Source organism: Klebsiella sp. 18074, assembly GCF_902705905.1.
GTDB lineage: Bacteria > Pseudomonadota > Gammaproteobacteria > Enterobacterales > Enterobacteriaceae > Klebsiella > Klebsiella terrigena.
Genome location: NZ_CACSIS010000014.1, coordinates 20,378 through 36,217, shown reverse-complemented (window position 1 = coordinate 36,217; position 15,840 = coordinate 20,378). Strand labels below are relative to the sequence as shown.

The window sequence follows — 15,840 nt, the reverse complement described above, 5'->3', positions numbered from 1 at the left end:
AGGTTACAGCGCATTCTGCTTGCGCAGGCTAATTTTATGGACAATATCGCGGTAGGTTTTTTCATCCAGCGAATAGCACGCCACAAATATGGCGCTGAGGGCAAACATGGCGCCGGGGAATAATGTCATCAAAATATTAATCCCGTTAATCGCGCTCGCCGTGATATTCCCTGCGTCATAATGATAATAATCCAGCATCCATCCCGCGCAGCCGCCGCCAATCGCCATCGCGATTTTAGTGATGAAATTAAAGAAGCCGTAGATCGCGCCTTCACTGCGCACGCCATGATGCCATTCGGCATATTCTACGGTGTCGGCAATCATCGACCACATCGCCACAAAGCCCATCCCCAGCGTAATGCTATACAAGCACACTCCGGTCATAATCAGCCACAGATTATTCCCGGCCACCAAATACTGCATCATCACCCCCAGGATACCAATCCCCAGAGCAATCAGCGTCATTCTCTTTTTGCCCATCAGCGCAATGATTTTTTCAGAAATAACCGTACCGACAATATACGCAGCTGACTGAATCAAAAAGAAGGTCGCGGTATAGCCTTCGCTGCCAATGATATATTTAATAAAGTAGATCGCTATCGCCATCCAGACGGTATAGGCAATATAGAAGAACACCGTAAACAGCGACAGGTTAAGCAGCGGTGTATTGCCCGTCACCGCACGCAGCATCTCGCGCAGCGTGGGCGCAGGCGCCTCATCCTCGTCTTCGCCCACCCGCTCTTTGGTCATGCCAAAACAGGCGAGGAACAGAAAGGTGGCCAGCAGCGCAAAGCACGAAACCGCGAAAACGTAGCCCGTCTGTTTATCCGTAAACGGCGAAATCAGCAGGTCGGCGGTCGTCGAAACAATTAAATAGCCGACGATCGCCAATACGAAGCGATATACCGACAACGACGAACGCGAGGCTTCATGCTGCGTCAGGCGGTTGGTCAGCGCCGAGTACGGCGTATTGACCGCCGTATACGCCAGGCAATATATCGTATAAGAGATTAAGGCAAAGTAGAATTTCGCCTCGCCGCCAAACGGCACAAAGCACAGCACCGTCAGAAAGCCCAGCGGAATCGAACCGTATAATAACCAGGGACGCAGCTTACCGTAGCGGCTGTGCGTTTTATCAATCGCCAAACCAATCAGGATATTAAAAATAGCATCAATGACTCGGGCAATAACAAATATCAGACTGGCCTGTACCGCGCTAATGCCATAAATATTGGTGTAGAAGAAGAGTAAAAACAGCGAAACGAAACCAAATGATAAATTAGAAGCAAAGTCGCCGAAGCCGTAGCCTATTTTCTCTTTAACTCCGATAACTACATAGCTGGCCGATAGTTTTCCTGCTGTATCCATTTTTGGCTACCTGTTTTTGTAATCAGTGTTGCCAGTATATGGCGTTCGCCGCCGCTTCACTTTGCGTTATTTGTCCGGGTATTTCCTGTTTTTTGTCTTTATACGGAAGTGTGAAAGGAGTCACATCAGGAAGGGAAAATAAGCGTCCGACGGGAGCCGCCGGACGCAACAACATCAATCTTTGCCACGACCCGCAGAGCGGCGGTTATTGCTGCTACCCACCTGGCTATGGCGTTTAACCGCGCGGCGGATCTGGTTCGCCTTCACGCGGCGACGATCTTTCTCTACCGCCACTTTTGAAGTGGTTTCTGCCGGCAGCTCCACCAGCTCGCGCAGGTAGTTAGTCTGCGCCAGGTCCAGCTCGGTATAGCCGCCGCGAGGCAGGCCTTTCGGCAGCAGAATGTCGCCGTAGCGCACGCGGATCAGGCGGCTAACCTGAACGCCAACCGCTTCCCACAGGCGACGAACCTCGCGATTACGCCCTTCCGTCAGGGTGACGTTATACCACTGGTTAATGCCTTCGCCGCCGGTGAATTTGATGGTTTTGAAGGCCGCAGGGCCATCTTCCAGCTGCACGCCGCGGGACAGCTGGCGCAGTTTGTCTTCATCGACCTGACCAAACACGCGCACGGCATATTCACGCTCAACTTCGCGGCTCGGGTGCATCAGCCTGTTCGCCAGTTCGCCATCGGTGGTGAACAGCAGCAGGCCGCAGGTATTCACATCCAGACGACCGACCGCGATCCAGCGCGCGCCGCGCAGCTTCGGCAAACGGTCGAAGACCGTCGGGCGACCTTCCGGATCGTTGCGGGTGCAGAGCTCGCCTTCCGGCTTGTAGTAGGCCAGAACACGGCAAATTTGCTCAGCGGACTCTTTCACCGAAATCAGGTGACCATCGATACGAATTTTTAAACCAGGAACAATTTCTACGCGATCGCCGAGGGTGGCGATTTTGCCATCGACGCTGACGCGGCCAGCTTCGATTTTAGATTCAATTTCACGGCGGGAGCCGTGGCCGGCGCGGGCCAGCACTTTCTGTAGTTTCTCGCTCATTGAGCTTCCTTAAGGTGTCGCCTTCCCAGGCGTCTGATATACTTTATGAAACAACAAGTTAATAAATCCATGCCCTGTTGTTAGGTAAATACTTTTGTCCCGAAGGGGTACCGCAGCCGGAGTCTGATAACCGTCACGACTGAGACACGCCTGCAAACGTGGTCGCACATATTACACTAACTTCAAAATGAATGCTTCTTCAGGTTATATTCGCCGCGCTCTGGCAGCGGCGCCCGGAGGTGGGCTGCATTGATTATGAACCAGCCGCGGTCATTTATCCCTGTCCCGGTGCGAAATCCTGCGCTATGCAGCAATAAAATGTCGAAAGCCTGCAGCCCGTAGTTGCTGTTCGCCAGGCCACGCGACCACAAGCATGGCGCTCTCCCCTCCGGAGACTGCGGCGCTCAGTCGCCGCCCTTAGCGCCCCCGCTCTGCCGGTAATAATGCTGCACGAGGATTTTCCTGATCCTCTCCGGCGCGAGCCCCTGCTGCATCAATGTCAACAGCGTCTGCATAATCGGTAAAACGTGGCGCAGATGCAGCATGTAGCCGTCGCAGAAGTAATTCTTATTGGGTCGTCCATCGTCGGACAGCATGAAGCGATGCTTCGGACAGCCGCCGTTGCAGACCGGGCGGAGCGAACAGTTAAGGCATTCGCGGCCGATGTTGGTCCGCTTACGCTGGGCAAAGGCGATATTCTGCGCCGAGTTAACCAGCACGGAGAGGCTATCGTGGTTGATGTTGCCCAGCTTATGCTCAGGATAAACGAAATGATCGCAGGAATAGATATCGCCGTTGGACTCCACGATCGGATTATCGCCGCAGGTTTCGCTCATCACGCAGGAGCCTGATCTGCCGGCTATTTTTGCCAACGTCTGCTCAAAATTCATCACGAACGCGCTTCCCAGATCGTTTTGCACCCAGCTATCGAAGATAGCGTTGAGAAAGCGCCCGTACGCTTTGGCCGGTACCGACCATTCGGTCACCTGGCACTGCGCGGAAAAATCAGGAGAAATCATCGTCAGACCGTTGACATCGGGCTGTGCGGCTCGCCGCTCCACCAGCGGAATAAATTGCATGTAGCGGCTGCCGATATGCTGAAGGAAACGGTAGATTTCCAGCGGCCGTTTGACGTTTTCCGCATTCACCACCGTCAAGGTGTTGAAGTCCACATTGTGCCTTTTCAGCGCCTCCAGACCGCGAATAACGGCGTCGAAGGTACTTTTCCCCCCGCGCGTCAGGCGATACGCATCGTTGCTGAGGCGATCGCCATCGAGGGAGAGACCGACGAGAAAACCGTGCTGTTTCAGGAACCGGGCCCAGTCATCATCAAGCTTTATCCCGTTAGTCTGAAAAATATTGTCGATGCGCTTCCCGCTGCGGTAGCGCTCCTGTAGCCGCAGCGCCTCGCGGAAAAAGTCAATCCCGAGCAAGGTCGGCTCGCCGCCCTGCCAGTGAAAATGAACCGTTTGCGCCGGCTGGCTGGCGATATTTTTCCGCACGTAGTTTTCCAGCGTCGCGCCGTCCATTTTCCAGCGGGCCTGCTGCTGCGGATAGAGCCGCCGCTTTTCCAGGTAGTAGCAGTAGGTGCAATCGATATTGCACACCGACCCCGACGGCTTCGCCATCAGCTGGAACTGATTGATATGATGACTCATAGCCCGAGATAGCGAATAACCACGGGTTTCGCCGGTTCGCCGCCGCGTGTGGTCACCCCATCCAGCCAGCTATCCAGCAGCTCCGGACGGCGTTTTAACTCTTCTCGCGCCGCCTCCTGCGCCGTTTGCTGCTGGTCCAGCATCCGGGCGATCACCGCGTTTTCCAGCCCGACGTTAAATGTTAGCTGGCTGTAAAAGCGATTCAGATTCGGGCATTCAGCGGCAAAATTCTTCCGCGTCACCGTATTCACCGTAGCGCTGCCATAGTTAGCGCCAAAGTACCGGTCGCCGCCGCTGAGGTAGACCAGCCGGAAGCGCGTGTTCATGGCGTGCGGTTCCCAGCCGAGGAACGCGATCCACTGCTGACGCTCCACCGCGCGCGCCACCTGCGCCAGCATGCCGCTTTCGCTGGACTCGACTAGCGTCCAGTTTTCGAGGGCGAAATCATGCGCATCAAGCATCTTCTTCAGACTGAGGTTAGCCGGCGCGCCGGGAGCAATACCGTAAATTTTATGGCCAAACTTATCGGCAAATTTTTGCAGGTCGGCGAAATCTTTTACGCCAGCGGAGGCGACGTAATCCGGTACGGCAAGCGTAAAGCGGGCAGCGGGAAGATTCGTGCCGAGCACCTTAATCGCGCCATCGGCGGTAAACTTACTGATAACCGGTTCCTGCGCGGGCATCCAGTTGCCGAGGAACACGTCGACCTGGCCGGTTTTCAGCCCCTGAAACGCCAGCGCCACCGACAGGTTTTGCACTTTTTGCTGATAGCCCAGCGCGTTCAGTATCGTCCCGGAAAGGGCATTGGTCGCCGCAATATCCGTCCAGCCCGGATCGGACTGCGTAACGGTGGCGCAGCGCGCGTCATCGGCGGCGAAGCCGCTCAGCGGCAACCAGCCGGCAACCGCCAGCAGCATCAGTCGGGTCATGCGTTTCATTTTCATTATGATTCCTGGTGTTTCACGGGGGAAGGATAGCGGGCGAACGCCTCTTGCTCATCCAGGGTTTGATGGTTACGGATATAGCGCGTTGATGCGCGCTGAAACGGCTGATAGTCCCAGTTCGGAATGGCATCCCGTCCGGCGACCTGGGTCAAAAACAGCCGTTTTTGCTGACTGGCGAGCACCTGTTGGTAGAGGGCATCGAGATCCCAGCGCCCCCGGATTTCATCGACGAACGCCTGCACGACCGTTTGGTAATGCTCATTCGCCGCCAGGTTCACCCGCTCATGGGGATCGTCGCGTAAATTGAACAGCTGCGGCGCCTCGCTGGCGGAATGAATGTATTTCCACTCGCCCCGGCGAAACATCAGCATCGGCCCGAGCGCGCCTTCGGCCAAATATTCGCTCACCGCACCGTCCGGCCCGGGCTGCCCCTGCAGATGCGGCACCAGGCTGTTGCCGTCCAGCGGAGCGATGGCCTGCGCTTTGCGATCTTCGCCGCTGGCAAGCTCGACAAGGGTGGGTAAAAGATCCACCAGCGATACGCTTTCGCTGACCCGACGGGCCGCGAAGCGCGCGGGGTTATGCACGATTAACGGCACCCGTACGGCGTTCTCGAAGAAGTTCATCTTGTACCACAGGTCGCGCTCGCCGAGCATTTCCCCATGATCGGCAATCACCACCACCACGGTATCTTCGGCCAGCCCCGTCTCTTCGAGGGTACGCACCATCTCGCCAAAGCAATCATCAACGTAGGCCAGGGCGCCGTAGTAGGCGTGGCGGGCGCGCCGAATATGCTCATCGTGGATCAGGCCCGGTTCCAGCTGATACATAGCGCGCATCCGCGCCGAATGCGCATCGTCTGCAATATCTTTGCCGCGCGTGACGGGCATATCGATATCGTCTTGCGCAAAGCGCTCGAGGTAGCGTTTGGGTATCGCGAAGGGGTCATGGGGATGCGTTAGCGAAAGGAGCAGCATAAACGGCTGCTCTTCGGGGCGACGGGCGGCGTCATACAGGCGCTGGCGGGCGAGGAATAATGCCTCATCATCGAAATCGAGCTGGTTGGTGCGCACGCACTCGCCGGCTTCCAGCACCGAGCTCATGTTGTGATACCAGTCGAGACGGCGTTCCGGGTGTTGCCAGTCCGGCGTCCAGCCGAAATCGGCGGGGTAGATATCCGTTGTCAGCCGTTCGTCAAAGCCGTGCAGCTGATCGGGGCCGCAGAAGTGCATTTTCCCCGACAGCCAGGTGCGGTAGCCCTGTTCGCGCAGATAATGGCAAAAGGTCGGCGAGTCGGCGTGAAACTCGGCGGCGTTGTCATACACCTGGTTACGGGAAATATACTGCCCTGTCATCAACGATGCTCGCGATGGCGCACACAGCGGGCTGTTGCAATAGGCGGAATCAAATACCACCCCTTCACGGGCTAATTTATCTATATTTGGCGTCAGACTAACGTTATTCCCGTACGCTCTTAAGGCGCTGGCAGTTAACTGATCGGCCATCAGAATAACGATATTCGGTTTATTTATAAGCATGACTTACCTGCGAAGTAAAATAATTAATAAAACGTGTTAGCCTTATCTCATGTATCGACAGGCTCTGTGAAGGGGCTATTTTTTTATCATGGCATAAGGTGAATTTATGGCAGGGAAATTACAGCTTCCGCCTTTACAGGCGCTGGTGGTATTTGAAGCGGCGGCGCGTTTAGGTAATTTTACCGCTGCCGGAAATGAACTCGGGCTATCGCAGCCCGCGGTCAGTCAGCGTATTCAGATGCTGGAGAATCTGGTCAATTCACCGCTATTTGAACGCCGTCATCGCGGCGTTCAGCTGACCGAATCCGGCAATAGTCTGTATCTGATCGTCCGCAGCAGCCTGCTGGAAATCAGCGAGCAGCTCGAACGCACGCGCCTGCAGCGTAATGTCCTGCGCATCGATACCGATATGGGTTTTGCCAGCTACTGGCTGTTACCCCGTATGGAGAGGCTGCAGGCGCTAATTCCGGGGGTGGAGGTACAGATAACCACCTCACCCAACGACTATAACCTTCGCGACAGCAGCGCGGATCTGGCTATCTATTTTGGCCAGGGCAACTGGGCCGGAACGCAGAACCAGCGGCTGTTCCCTGAGATTGTCATTCCCGTTTGCAATCAAAAGATTAAGAAGGAAATGGCGCCAGCCGCCGCCCCCGAATCTCTGCTGAATTATCCCCTGCTGAAGCTGCCGGAATCCCGGCCCCAGCGCTGGATGACGTGGGAAGACTGGTTCCGCCAGCATCAGGTACACGGGCAACACCAGGCCGCTTCACGGACCTTCAACGCCTATTCCCTGGTGATCCAGGCCGCTCTGGAAGGCCAGGGGATCGCCCTCGGCTGGCAGCCCCTGATCGCGCCGTTTCTGGCCAGTAAACAGCTGGTACAGTGCGGCCCGATGCACCGTACCGAACGCGGCTATTACCTGATTTCCGCCAATACTAAACCCGCCTCGGCGCAGCAGGACAAGGTCAAGGCGTGGTTATTGGATGAAGCCTGGAGTTTTCACTCTTCCGGTCATCTAATCGCAGAAAACAAATAAGCTAATGCAGAAAACGCATATTGATTTAATAAAATACACTAGCGCCACCGACGGTTTTATATGTTAGCTTTTTAAGACCACTCTAAAATAAATGCGGCGCCATGTTACAAACCATATTTGAGTTACAGTCCGTTAATAAAAATTATTATTCATCCGGGAATAAACGTTTTTTCTCAACGACGTCCAAAAGCTCGGCGATTAATGCCTTGAGCGATATCAATTTAAAGATATATGGCGGAGAAATTTTTGTCATTGTCGGCCTTTCCGGCTCCGGCAAGTCGACGTTGCTGCGCACGCTTAACCACCTGCTCCCGGCCAGTTCCGGCTCGGTGATTTTCCAGGGTAAAACGCTTTCCGCTCTCCGGGAGTCCGAGCTGATCGCCCTGCGTCGCCGTCATATCGGCATGGTTTTCCAGTCGTTCGCACTGTTTGACGAACGCAGCGTGCTGGATAACGTGGCGTTCGGCCTCGAAGTGGCCGGCGAATCCCGGGATGTCCGCTATCGGAAAGCTCGCGACATGCTGGCAAAAGTCGGGCTTGGCGACGTTGCCGAACAGTATCCGCCTCAGCTTTCCGGCGGCATGCAGCAGCGGGTCGGTCTCGCGCGCGCGCTGGTCATGGATCCCACCGTGCTGTTAATGGACGAAGCATTTTCCGCGCTCGATCCGATTATTCGCCGTGACATGCAGACGCTACTTCTGTCGCTACAGGCGGAATCCCGGCGCACGATCGTCTTTGTCACCCACGATATGGAGGAGGCGCTGCGCCTCGGTACGCGTATTGCGATTATGGAAAAAGGCAAGCTGGTGCAGGTTGGCAAACCGGAAGAGCTGATCAACGCGCCTGCGACCGCGTATGTTCAACACTTTTTCTCCGGAGTCGACGTTTCACGCTGGCAGCTCGCCGAAAGCTATGCCGATATCTGGACAGCGCGTCAGGAGCCATCATGAGCTCCCCCCTCGATTTTAGTCGTCAGATTGACGCCGCCATGCAGCGCCTGCTGGTACACGCCGGCGGCGGATTTGACGGTTTCGCCCATGCTATCGACAGCTTCGCCGGGGGCATCGAGAGCGTGATAAATGCGCTTTCGCCGTGGGGGCTGGTGATTATCGCGGTCTGGCTCGGCGCGTGGCGAATTGGCAAAAGTTTCGCGCTGTTTGCCCTGCTTGCTTCGCTGTATATTATTTACAGCGGCTACAGCGAGCACGCGGCGGTGACGCTGGCGCTAACTCTGTCATCCACGTTTTTCAGCCTGCTGATCGGTATTCCGCTCGGGATCTGGAGCGCGCGACGCGCGGCTATCGGCAGCATTATTCGCACCGTGCTTGATTTTATGCAGACCATGCCCGCCTTTGTATACCTGATACCCGCGACGATTTTGTTCGGGCTTGGCCGCCCTCCGGGGATCTTCGCCACGATTCTGTTTTCTATGCCGCCGGTCGTGCGCCTGACCGATTTAGGCATTCGCCAGGTTAACGCTTCGCGCATCGAGGCAGGCATCGCCTTTGGCTGCACGCCGTGGCAGCTGCTATGGAAAGTGCAGCTGCCCGCCGCGCAGCCCTCGATTATGGCCGGCGTGAATCAATCGATCATGATGGCTATGTCGATGGTTATCATCGCCTCGATGGTCGGGGCCGGTGGGCTGGGTAACGATATTTTGAGCAGCATTCAACAGCTGGAGATTGGCACTGGCCTGCAGAGTGGTTTCGTGGTGGTGCTGATTGCCATCCTGCTGGATCGGCTCTCCGCAAGCTTTGCACGACGCGGCGAGCCTTCTGGCGCCAGAAGGACGATTCTCGGCGGACTATTTCGACTCAGGTCAAAATAAAGCTACCTGTATCACATGCGCCGATGGGGCAAGCCTGTCGCGATCCCGGCAGCCTGGAACGCGATGCTGCCGGGGAGGAGGTATTCCGTTACTGGAACGGCTTCACGTCGCCGACGCCTTCACGCACGACGATCGGCGCATCGTCGGTCAGATCGATAACCGTGGTCGGCTGCTGGCCCAGATAGCCGCCGTGGATAATCAGATCGACCAGCTTCTCCAGCCGATCCTTAATCTCTTCCGGATCGGACTCGGTGAATTCGCTGCCCGGCAGCATCAGCGAGGTGGAGAGCATCGGCTCGCCCAGAGTCTCGAGCAGCGCCTGGGCAATCGGGTTCGACGGCACGCGCATGCCGATCGTTTTACGCTTTTCCTGCAGCAGACGACGCGGCACCTCTTTGGTCCCTTTGAGGATAAACGTGTAGTTGCCCGGCGTGTTGTTTTTAATCAGACGAAACGCCACGTTGTCGACAAACGCGTAGGTCGAAAGCTCGGAGAGATCGCGGCACATCAGGGTAAAGTTGTGGCCATCCGGCAGCTGACGAATGCGGCAGATCCGCTCCATCGCGCCCTTATCTTCAATCTTACACCCCAATGCGTAGCCTGAATCAGTGGGGTAGACAATCACCCCGCCTTTACGCACGATCTCCACCGCCTGGTTAATCAACCGCGCCTGCGGGTTGTCCGGATGGATGTAAAAAAACTGGCTCATACTTCCCTCTCAATTTTATTCTGCGGCCGTTTCCCAGCTGTGCCAGATCCCTTCTACACCTGCGGGTAGCCAAAGTTTACGGCCCAGCTCAATCCACGGGCAGGGCTGATGGAAATCAGAACCCTGGGAGCCCAGAAGACCAAACTGGACGGCATACGCGGCGAGCTGCGTGCGCTCATGCGGCGCCTGCTGACACTGGGCCAGCTCCATGGCATCGCCGCCCTGCTCGCTAAAGTGGGCCAACAGCCTTTTCAGCCACTTGGCGGAGAGGTCATAGCGCCCAGGATGGGCGACAACCGCTTTGCCGCCAGAATGATGAATGACATCAATCGCTTGTTTTATTGTACACCACTGCGGCGGAACGTAACCGGTTTTCCCGCGGGCGAGGTATTTTTTAAAAACGTCGGCCATATTGCTGGCGTGGCCGGCTTCCACGAGGAAGCGGGCAAAATGTCCGCGGGTTACCGCCCCGCCGTCGGCAAGCTTCATCGCCCCCTCCCACGCGCCGGGGATCCGCGCCTTATCCAACCGCTCGGCAATCATCTGCGCCCGCAGCTGGCGGCGCGCCTTCTGCTCATCAAGCAGGGCCAGCATGGCCGGGTGCTCAATATCAATATTCAGGCCCACGATATGAATTTCATGGTTTTCCCACAGGGTGGAAATCTCCACCCCAGTCACCAGCGTCAGCGGCAGGCCGGCGCGGGCAATTTCCGCCCGCGCGGCGGGAATGGCCGCCACGGTATCGTGATCGGTAATCGCCAGCGTGCCCACCCGCATCTGGTGGGCTCGATGGACAAGTTCTTCTGGAGTCAGCCGCCCGTCAGAGGCGGTGGTATGGCTATGCAGATCGTAAATCACTGCGTAAAGGGTATCGCTCAAGGTGACTCCTGCTGGACATGGACTTAAATAAGCGCATTATCATACCGACTCGCGGAGAAAATCTGCAAACAGGGGTTGACATTATTCCTCTGGACTAGTTAACTAGTACGCAAGTTCACATGAAGGGGTATCACGATGAAAACGCAAACTTTCACTCTGCACGGCTGGTGGCGCACCTCCTGATAACGGGCGGCGTGATCGCGTTTTGCACTCAGCATACAGATACCCGGCCCGCCAATGAGCGGGCTTTTTATTGGACAAATTATTATACCGAACAGGCGAGAACAATAATGCAAACATCAAAACCGGCACTCGAGCTTCTCACCAGCGACGCCATCTATCGCGAAAACCCGACGGCGCTGTTCCACCAGCTGTGCGGCGCGCGTCCGGCAACCCTGCTGCTGGAATCTGCGGATATCGACAGCAAGGATGATTTAAAGAGCCTGCTGCTGGTGGACAGCGCGCTGCGCATCACCGCTTTAGGTGACACAGTCACTGTTCAGGCGCTTTCCAGCAACGGCGCATCGCTGCTGGATTTACTCGACAACACCCTGCCTGCGGGCATCGAAAATCTGCGTCAGCCGAACGGCCGGACGCTCACCTTCCCACCGGTCAGCGCCCTGCTGGATGAGGACGCGCGCCTCTGTTCCCTGTCGGTCTTTGATGCCTTCCGCCTGCTGCAGGAGCTGGTCACCGTGCCGCACGACGAGCGCGAAGCGATGTTCTTCGGCGGCCTGTTTGCCTATGACCTGGTGGCCGGTTTCGAAAACCTGCCGCCGCTGGAAAGCGACACCGCCTGTCCGGACTACTGCTTCTACCTGGCCGAAACGCTGCTGGTTATCGATCACCAGAGCAAAAGCACGCGCATCCAGTCGAGCCTGTTCACGCCGCTGGCGAGCGAAAAGCAGCGTCTGACGCAGCGCATCGCCCAACTTCGCCAGCAGCTCAACGAGCCGCCGGCACCGCTGCCGGTCACGACGGTCGAGCATATGACCTGCGACTGCGACCAGAGCGACGATGAGTACGGCGCCGTGGTGCGCAAAATGCAGCGCGCTATTCGCGCCGGCGAAATTTTCCAGGTGGTGCCATCGCGCCGCTTCTCTCTGCCCTGCCCGTCGCCGCTGGCGGCCTACGACGTGCTGAAGAAGAGCAACCCGAGTCCGTACATGTTCTTTATGCAGGATAACGACTTTGCCCTGTTCGGTGCGTCGCCGGAAAGTTCGCTGAAGTACGATGCCGTCAGCCGCCAGATTGAGATCTACCCGATTGCCGGTACCCGCCCGCGCGGCCGCCGCGCCGACGGTTCGCTGGATCGCGATCTCGACAGCCGTATCGAACTCGAAATGCGCACCGACCATAAAGAGCTCTCCGAGCACCTGATGCTGGTAGACCTGGCGCGTAACGACCTCGCCCGTATCTGCACCCCGGGCAGCCGCTACGTGGCCGACCTGACCAAAGTCGACCGCTACTCTTTCGTGATGCACCTGGTGTCCCGGGTGGTCGGCGAGCTGCGTAACGACCTCGACGTGCTGCACGCCTATCGCGCCTGTATGAATATGGGCACCCTGAGCGGCGCGCCGAAGGTGCGCGCGATGCAGCTGATCGCCGCCGCGGAGGGTAAGCGCCGCGGCAGCTACGGCGGAGCGGTCGGCTATTTCACCGCCCACGGCGACCTGGATACCTGCATCGTGATCCGCTCTGCCTACGTGCAGGACGGCGTGGCCACCGTTCAGGCCGGTGCCGGTATTGTCCTCGATTCAGTGCCTCAGTCCGAAGCAGATGAAACCCGAAATAAAGCCCGCGCGGTGCTGCGCGCAATTGCCCAGGCCCACCACGCGAAGGAGACATTCTAATGGCCGACATTCTGCTGCTCGATAATATCGACTCTTTTACCTATAACCTGGCAGACCAGCTGCGCGCCAACGGCCATAACGTAGTGATTTACCGTAACTCGGTTCCGGCACAAACCTTAATCGAGCGTATCGGCACGATGGACAATCCGGTGCTGATGCTCTCCCCGGGCCCGGGCACGCCGAGCGAAGCCGGCTGCATGCCGGAGCTGCTGATTCGCATGCGCGGCAAGCTGCCGATCATCGGCATCTGCCTTGGCCATCAGGCGATTGTTGAAGCCTACGGCGGCTACGTCGGCCAGGCGGGCGAAATCCTGCACGGTAAAGCGTCCAGCATCGAGCATGACGGCCAGGCGATGTTTGCCGGCCTGACTAACCCGCTGCCGGTGGCCCGCTACCATTCGCTGGTCGGCAGCAACATTCCGGCCGGGCTGACCATCAACGCCAACTATAACGGGATGGTGATGGCGGTGCGTCATGATGCCGATCGCGTTTGCGGCTTCCAGTTCCACCCGGAGTCGATTCTCACCACTCAGGGCGCGCGTCTGCTGGAGCAAACGCTGGCCTGGGCGCTGCAGAAGCTGGAGCAAACCAACACTATCCAGCCGATTCTGGAAAAGCTGTATCAGGCGGAAACCCTGAGCCAGCAGGAGAGCCACCAGCTGTTTTCTGCGGTCGTGCGCGGCGAAGTGAAGCCGGAGCAGCTGGCCGCCGCCCTGGTCAGTATGAAGGTGCGCGGCGAGCAGCCGCAGGAGATTGCCGGCGCCGCCACCGCCCTGCTGGAAAATGCCGCGCCGTTCCCGCGTCCTGACTACCTATTTGCCGATATCGTCGGCACCGGCGGCGACGGCAGTAACAGCATCAATATTTCTACCGCCAGCGCGTTTGTGGCCGCAGCCTGCGGGCTGAAGGTTGCGAAACACGGCAACCGCAGCGTCTCCAGTAAATCGGGCTCTTCCGACCTGCTGGCCGCATTCGGCATCAACCTCGATATGAACGCCGATAAATCCCGCACCGCGCTGGATGAGCTGGGCATCTGCTTCCTGTTTGCGCCGAAATATCACACCGGGTTCCGCCACGCGATGCCGGTCCGTCAGCAGTTGAAAACCCGGACGCTGTTTAACGTGCTGGGGCCGCTGATTAACCCGGCCCACCCGCCGCTGGCGCTGATTGGCGTCTACAGCCCTGAGCTGGTGCTGCCTATCGCGGAAACCCTGCGCGTGCTGGGCTACCAGCGGGCAGCGGTCGTCCACAGCGGCGGCATGGATGAGGTGTCGCTCCACGCACCGACGGTGGTCGCCGAGCTCCATAACGGTGAGATCAAAAGCTATCAGCTGACCGCGGATGACTTCGGCCTGACGCCTTATCACCAGGAGCAGCTGGCCGGCGGTACGCCGGAAGAAAACCGTGACATTCTGACGCGCTTACTACAAGGTAAAGGTGAAGCCGCTCATGAAGCCGCGGTCGCCGCCAACGTGGCAGTGCTGATGCGTTTACACGGGCATGAAGACCTGAAAGCCAACGCCCGGCAGGTGATTGACGTGCTGCGCAGCGGAGCGGCCTATGACAGAGTGACCGCATTAGCGGCAAGAGGGTAAATAATGCAGACCGTTTTAGCAAAAATCGTTGCCGACAAAGCGATTTGGGTAGAAGCCCGCAAGCAGCAGCAGCCGTTAGCCAGTTTTCAAAACGAGGTCGTCCCGACGCAGCGTAACTTCTACGATGCCCTGGCGGGGACGCGCAGCGTGTTTATTCTCGAGTGCAAAAAAGCCTCGCCGTCGAAGGGCCTGATTCGCCAGAATTTTGACCCGGCGGAAATCGCCGGAGTGTATAAGAACTACGCCTCGGCGATCTCGGTGCTGTGCGATGAGAAATATTTCCAGGGCAGTTTTGATTTTCTGCCCATCGTCAGCGCCATCGCGCCGCAGCCGATACTGTGTAAGGATTTCACCATCGATCCTTATCAGATCTATCTGGCGCGCTACTATCAGGCCGACGCTTGTCTGCTGATGCTGTCGGTGCTTGACGATGAGCAGTATCGCCAGCTCGCCGCCGTCGCGCACAGCCTCAATATGGGTGTGCTGACCGAAGTGAGTACCGAAGAAGAGCTGGAACGCGCCATTGCGCTGAAGGCGAAGGTGGTCGGGATCAACAACCGCGATCTGCGCGATATGTCGATTGACCTCAACCGCACCCGCCAGCTGGCGCCGCGCCTGGGCCATGACGTCACCGTGATCTGCGAATCCGGGATTCATACCTACGCCGAGGTCCGCGATCTGAGCCACTTTGCTAACGGCTTCCTGATCGGCTCCGCGCTGATGGAGCACGATGACCTCGACGCGGCCGTCAGGCGCGTGCTGCTCGGTGAAAACAAAGTTTGCGGCCTGACCCGACCTCAGGACGCTCAGGTGGCCTATGAATCCGGCGCCATCTACGGCGGGCTGATTTTTGTCTCTGGCTCACCGCGCGTCGTCAACGAGGTGCAGGCTAAAGAGATTATCCAGGCCGCCGGGCTGCGCTACGTCGGAGTATTCCGCGATGCGCCGGTCGAGGACGTGGCCGAGCGCGCAGAGAGCCTGCAGCTGGCTGCGGTTCAGCTGCACGGCAGCGAAGATCAGGCCTATATCGACGCGCTGCGCGCGCGGTTGCCGGAGCAAGTCCAGATCTGGAAAGCGCTCAGCGTGGGTGACACGCTGCCGGAACGCAGCCTGCATCACGTCGATAAATATCTCTTCGATAACGGCCAGGGCGGCAGCGGTCAGCGCTTCGACTGGACGCTTTTACAGGGCCAGGAGCTGGGTAACGTCCTGCTGGCAGGCGGACTCGGTGCCGATAACTGCGTAGAAGCCGCCAAAAGCGGCTGTGCCGGACTCGATTTTAATTCAGGCGTTGAGTCGCAGCCGGGTATAAAAGATGCCAGCAAGCTGGCCTCGGTTTTCCAGACGCTGCGCGCATATTAAGGAGCAATGCAATA

At 57.7% G+C, this 15,840-nt stretch carries 14 protein-coding genes and 1 other annotated feature; of the genes, 7 read left to right on the top strand and 7 right to left on the bottom strand.

The annotated features are described in order from the left end of the window. Positions 1 to 3 precede the first annotated feature (3 nt). From GVK32_RS15115 to betC, 5 genes are all read right to left on the bottom strand, one after another. Entirely contained in the window at positions 4 to 1,368 is a 1,365-nt protein-coding gene (locus GVK32_RS15115; protein ID WP_159869325.1) for an MFS transporter, read from the bottom strand. Between the two features lie 174 nt (positions 1,369 to 1,542). Next, positions 1,543 to 2,421, bottom strand: a complete 879-nt coding sequence (rluB, locus tag GVK32_RS15110) for a 23S rRNA pseudouridine(2605) synthase RluB (protein ID WP_041145177.1) — start codon at positions 2,419 to 2,421, stop codon at positions 1,543 to 1,545. Between the two features lie 404 nt (positions 2,422 to 2,825). Further along, complete coding sequence (locus tag GVK32_RS15105; RefSeq protein WP_159869322.1) at positions 2,826 to 4,079, bottom strand: anaerobic sulfatase maturase; 1,254 nt, start codon at positions 4,077 to 4,079, stop codon at positions 2,826 to 2,828. Continuing rightward, entirely contained in the window at positions 4,076 to 5,023 is a 948-nt protein-coding gene (gene choX, locus GVK32_RS15100; RefSeq protein WP_227697830.1) for a choline ABC transporter substrate-binding protein, read from the bottom strand. The genes GVK32_RS15105 and choX overlap by 4 nt, the downstream gene beginning before the upstream one ends. After that, complete coding sequence (gene betC / locus GVK32_RS15095) at positions 5,023 to 6,561, bottom strand: choline-sulfatase (protein ID WP_159869319.1); 1,539 nt, start codon at positions 6,559 to 6,561, stop codon at positions 5,023 to 5,025. Before betC ends, choX begins: the two co-directional genes overlap by 1 nt. A 106-nt stretch (positions 6,562 to 6,667) precedes the next feature. Between betC and GVK32_RS15090 the strand changes: the two genes are divergently transcribed. The 3 genes from GVK32_RS15090 (at position 6,668) to GVK32_RS15080 (ending at position 9,428) form a co-directional block, all read left to right on the top strand. Beyond that, on the top strand, positions 6,668 to 7,600 hold the full coding sequence (locus GVK32_RS15090; protein WP_159869316.1) for a LysR substrate-binding domain-containing protein: 933 nt from the start codon (positions 6,668 to 6,670) through the stop codon (positions 7,598 to 7,600). 206 nt (positions 7,601 to 7,806) lie between these two features. Further along, positions 7,807 to 8,550, top strand: coding sequence for an ATP-binding cassette domain-containing protein (locus GVK32_RS15085; protein ID WP_223261757.1), 744 nt, complete (start codon positions 7,807 to 7,809; stop codon positions 8,548 to 8,550). Further along, the gene (locus GVK32_RS15080) at positions 8,547 to 9,428 is read left to right on the top strand and encodes a proline/glycine betaine ABC transporter permease (RefSeq protein ID WP_159869310.1); all 882 of its coding nucleotides are present in this window, start codon (positions 8,547 to 8,549) and stop codon (positions 9,426 to 9,428) included. The genes GVK32_RS15085 and GVK32_RS15080 overlap by 4 nt, the downstream gene beginning before the upstream one ends. An 88-nt stretch (positions 9,429 to 9,516) precedes the next feature. Here GVK32_RS15080 and GVK32_RS15075 read toward each other — a convergent pair whose 3' ends face one another. Both GVK32_RS15075 and rnm read right to left on the bottom strand, forming a co-directional pair. Beyond that, positions 9,517 to 10,137: an L-threonylcarbamoyladenylate synthase gene (locus GVK32_RS15075; protein ID WP_159869307.1), complete on the bottom strand. Its 621-nt coding sequence runs from the start codon at positions 10,135 to 10,137 to the stop codon at positions 9,517 to 9,519. A 15-nt stretch (positions 10,138 to 10,152) separates the two neighbouring features. Then, positions 10,153 to 11,016 (bottom strand): RNase AM, encoded by an 864-nt coding sequence (gene rnm / locus GVK32_RS15070; RefSeq protein WP_076945376.1) that lies wholly within the window; start codon positions 11,014 to 11,016, stop codon positions 10,153 to 10,155. Between the two features lie 135 nt (positions 11,017 to 11,151). Here rnm and trpL point away from each other — a divergent pair, with 135 nt between their 5' ends. The 4 genes from trpL to trpCF all read left to right on the top strand — a co-directional run bounded on the left by trpL (position 11,152) and on the right by trpCF (position 15,826). Then, positions 11,152 to 11,199, top strand: coding sequence for a trp operon leader peptide (gene trpL / locus GVK32_RS29535; RefSeq protein ID WP_159869570.1), 48 nt, complete (start codon positions 11,152 to 11,154; stop codon positions 11,197 to 11,199). Then, positions 11,176 to 11,271 (top strand) — a sequence feature (Trp leader region). (Overlaps the previous gene by 24 nt.) Before the next feature lie 35 nt (positions 11,272 to 11,306). Further along, on the top strand, positions 11,307 to 12,869 hold the full coding sequence (locus GVK32_RS15060) for an anthranilate synthase component 1 (RefSeq protein ID WP_159869304.1): 1,563 nt from the start codon (positions 11,307 to 11,309) through the stop codon (positions 12,867 to 12,869). Then, on the top strand, positions 12,869 to 14,464 hold the full coding sequence (trpD, locus tag GVK32_RS15055) for a bifunctional anthranilate synthase glutamate amidotransferase component TrpG/anthranilate phosphoribosyltransferase TrpD (protein ID WP_159869301.1): 1,596 nt from the start codon (positions 12,869 to 12,871) through the stop codon (positions 14,462 to 14,464). Before GVK32_RS15060 ends, trpD begins: the two co-directional genes overlap by 1 nt. 3 nt (positions 14,465 to 14,467) lie before the next feature. Further along, positions 14,468 to 15,826 carry a bifunctional indole-3-glycerol-phosphate synthase TrpC/phosphoribosylanthranilate isomerase TrpF gene (gene trpCF, locus GVK32_RS15050; protein ID WP_159869298.1) on the top strand — a complete coding sequence of 453 codons (1,359 nt, stop codon included), beginning with the start codon at positions 14,468 to 14,470 and terminating at the stop codon, positions 15,824 to 15,826. The last annotated feature ends 14 nt before the right edge of the window (positions 15,827 to 15,840 follow it).

Bases quoted from the DNA above. Each gene is read 5' to 3' on its own strand.
- GVK32_RS15115 (WP_159869325.1), bottom strand. From the start codon at position 1,368: ATGGATACAGCAGGAAAACTATCGGCCAGCTATGTAGTTATCGGAGTT.
- rluB (WP_041145177.1), bottom strand. From the start codon at position 2,421: ATGAGCGAGAAACTACAGAAAGTGCTGGCCCGCGCCGGCCACGGCTCC.
- GVK32_RS15105 (WP_159869322.1), bottom strand. From the start codon at position 4,079: ATGAGTCATCATATCAATCAGTTCCAGCTGATGGCGAAGCCGTCGGGG.
- betC (WP_159869319.1), bottom strand. From the start codon at position 6,561: ATGCTTATAAATAAACCGAATATCGTTATTCTGATGGCCGATCAGTTA.
- trpD (WP_159869301.1), top strand. From the start codon at position 12,869: ATGGCCGACATTCTGCTGCTCGATAATATCGACTCTTTTACCTATAAC.
- GVK32_RS15075 (WP_159869307.1), bottom strand. From the start codon at position 10,137: ATGAGCCAGTTTTTTTACATCCATCCGGACAACCCGCAGGCGCGGTTG.
- GVK32_RS15090 (WP_159869316.1), top strand. From the start codon at position 6,668: ATGGCAGGGAAATTACAGCTTCCGCCTTTACAGGCGCTGGTGGTATTT.
- trpCF (WP_159869298.1), top strand. From the start codon at position 14,468: ATGCAGACCGTTTTAGCAAAAATCGTTGCCGACAAAGCGATTTGGGTA.
- GVK32_RS15080 (WP_159869310.1), top strand. From the start codon at position 8,547: ATGAGCTCCCCCCTCGATTTTAGTCGTCAGATTGACGCCGCCATGCAG.
- GVK32_RS15060 (WP_159869304.1), top strand. From the start codon at position 11,307: ATGCAAACATCAAAACCGGCACTCGAGCTTCTCACCAGCGACGCCATC.
- choX (WP_227697830.1), bottom strand. From the start codon at position 5,023: ATGAAAATGAAACGCATGACCCGACTGATGCTGCTGGCGGTTGCCGGC.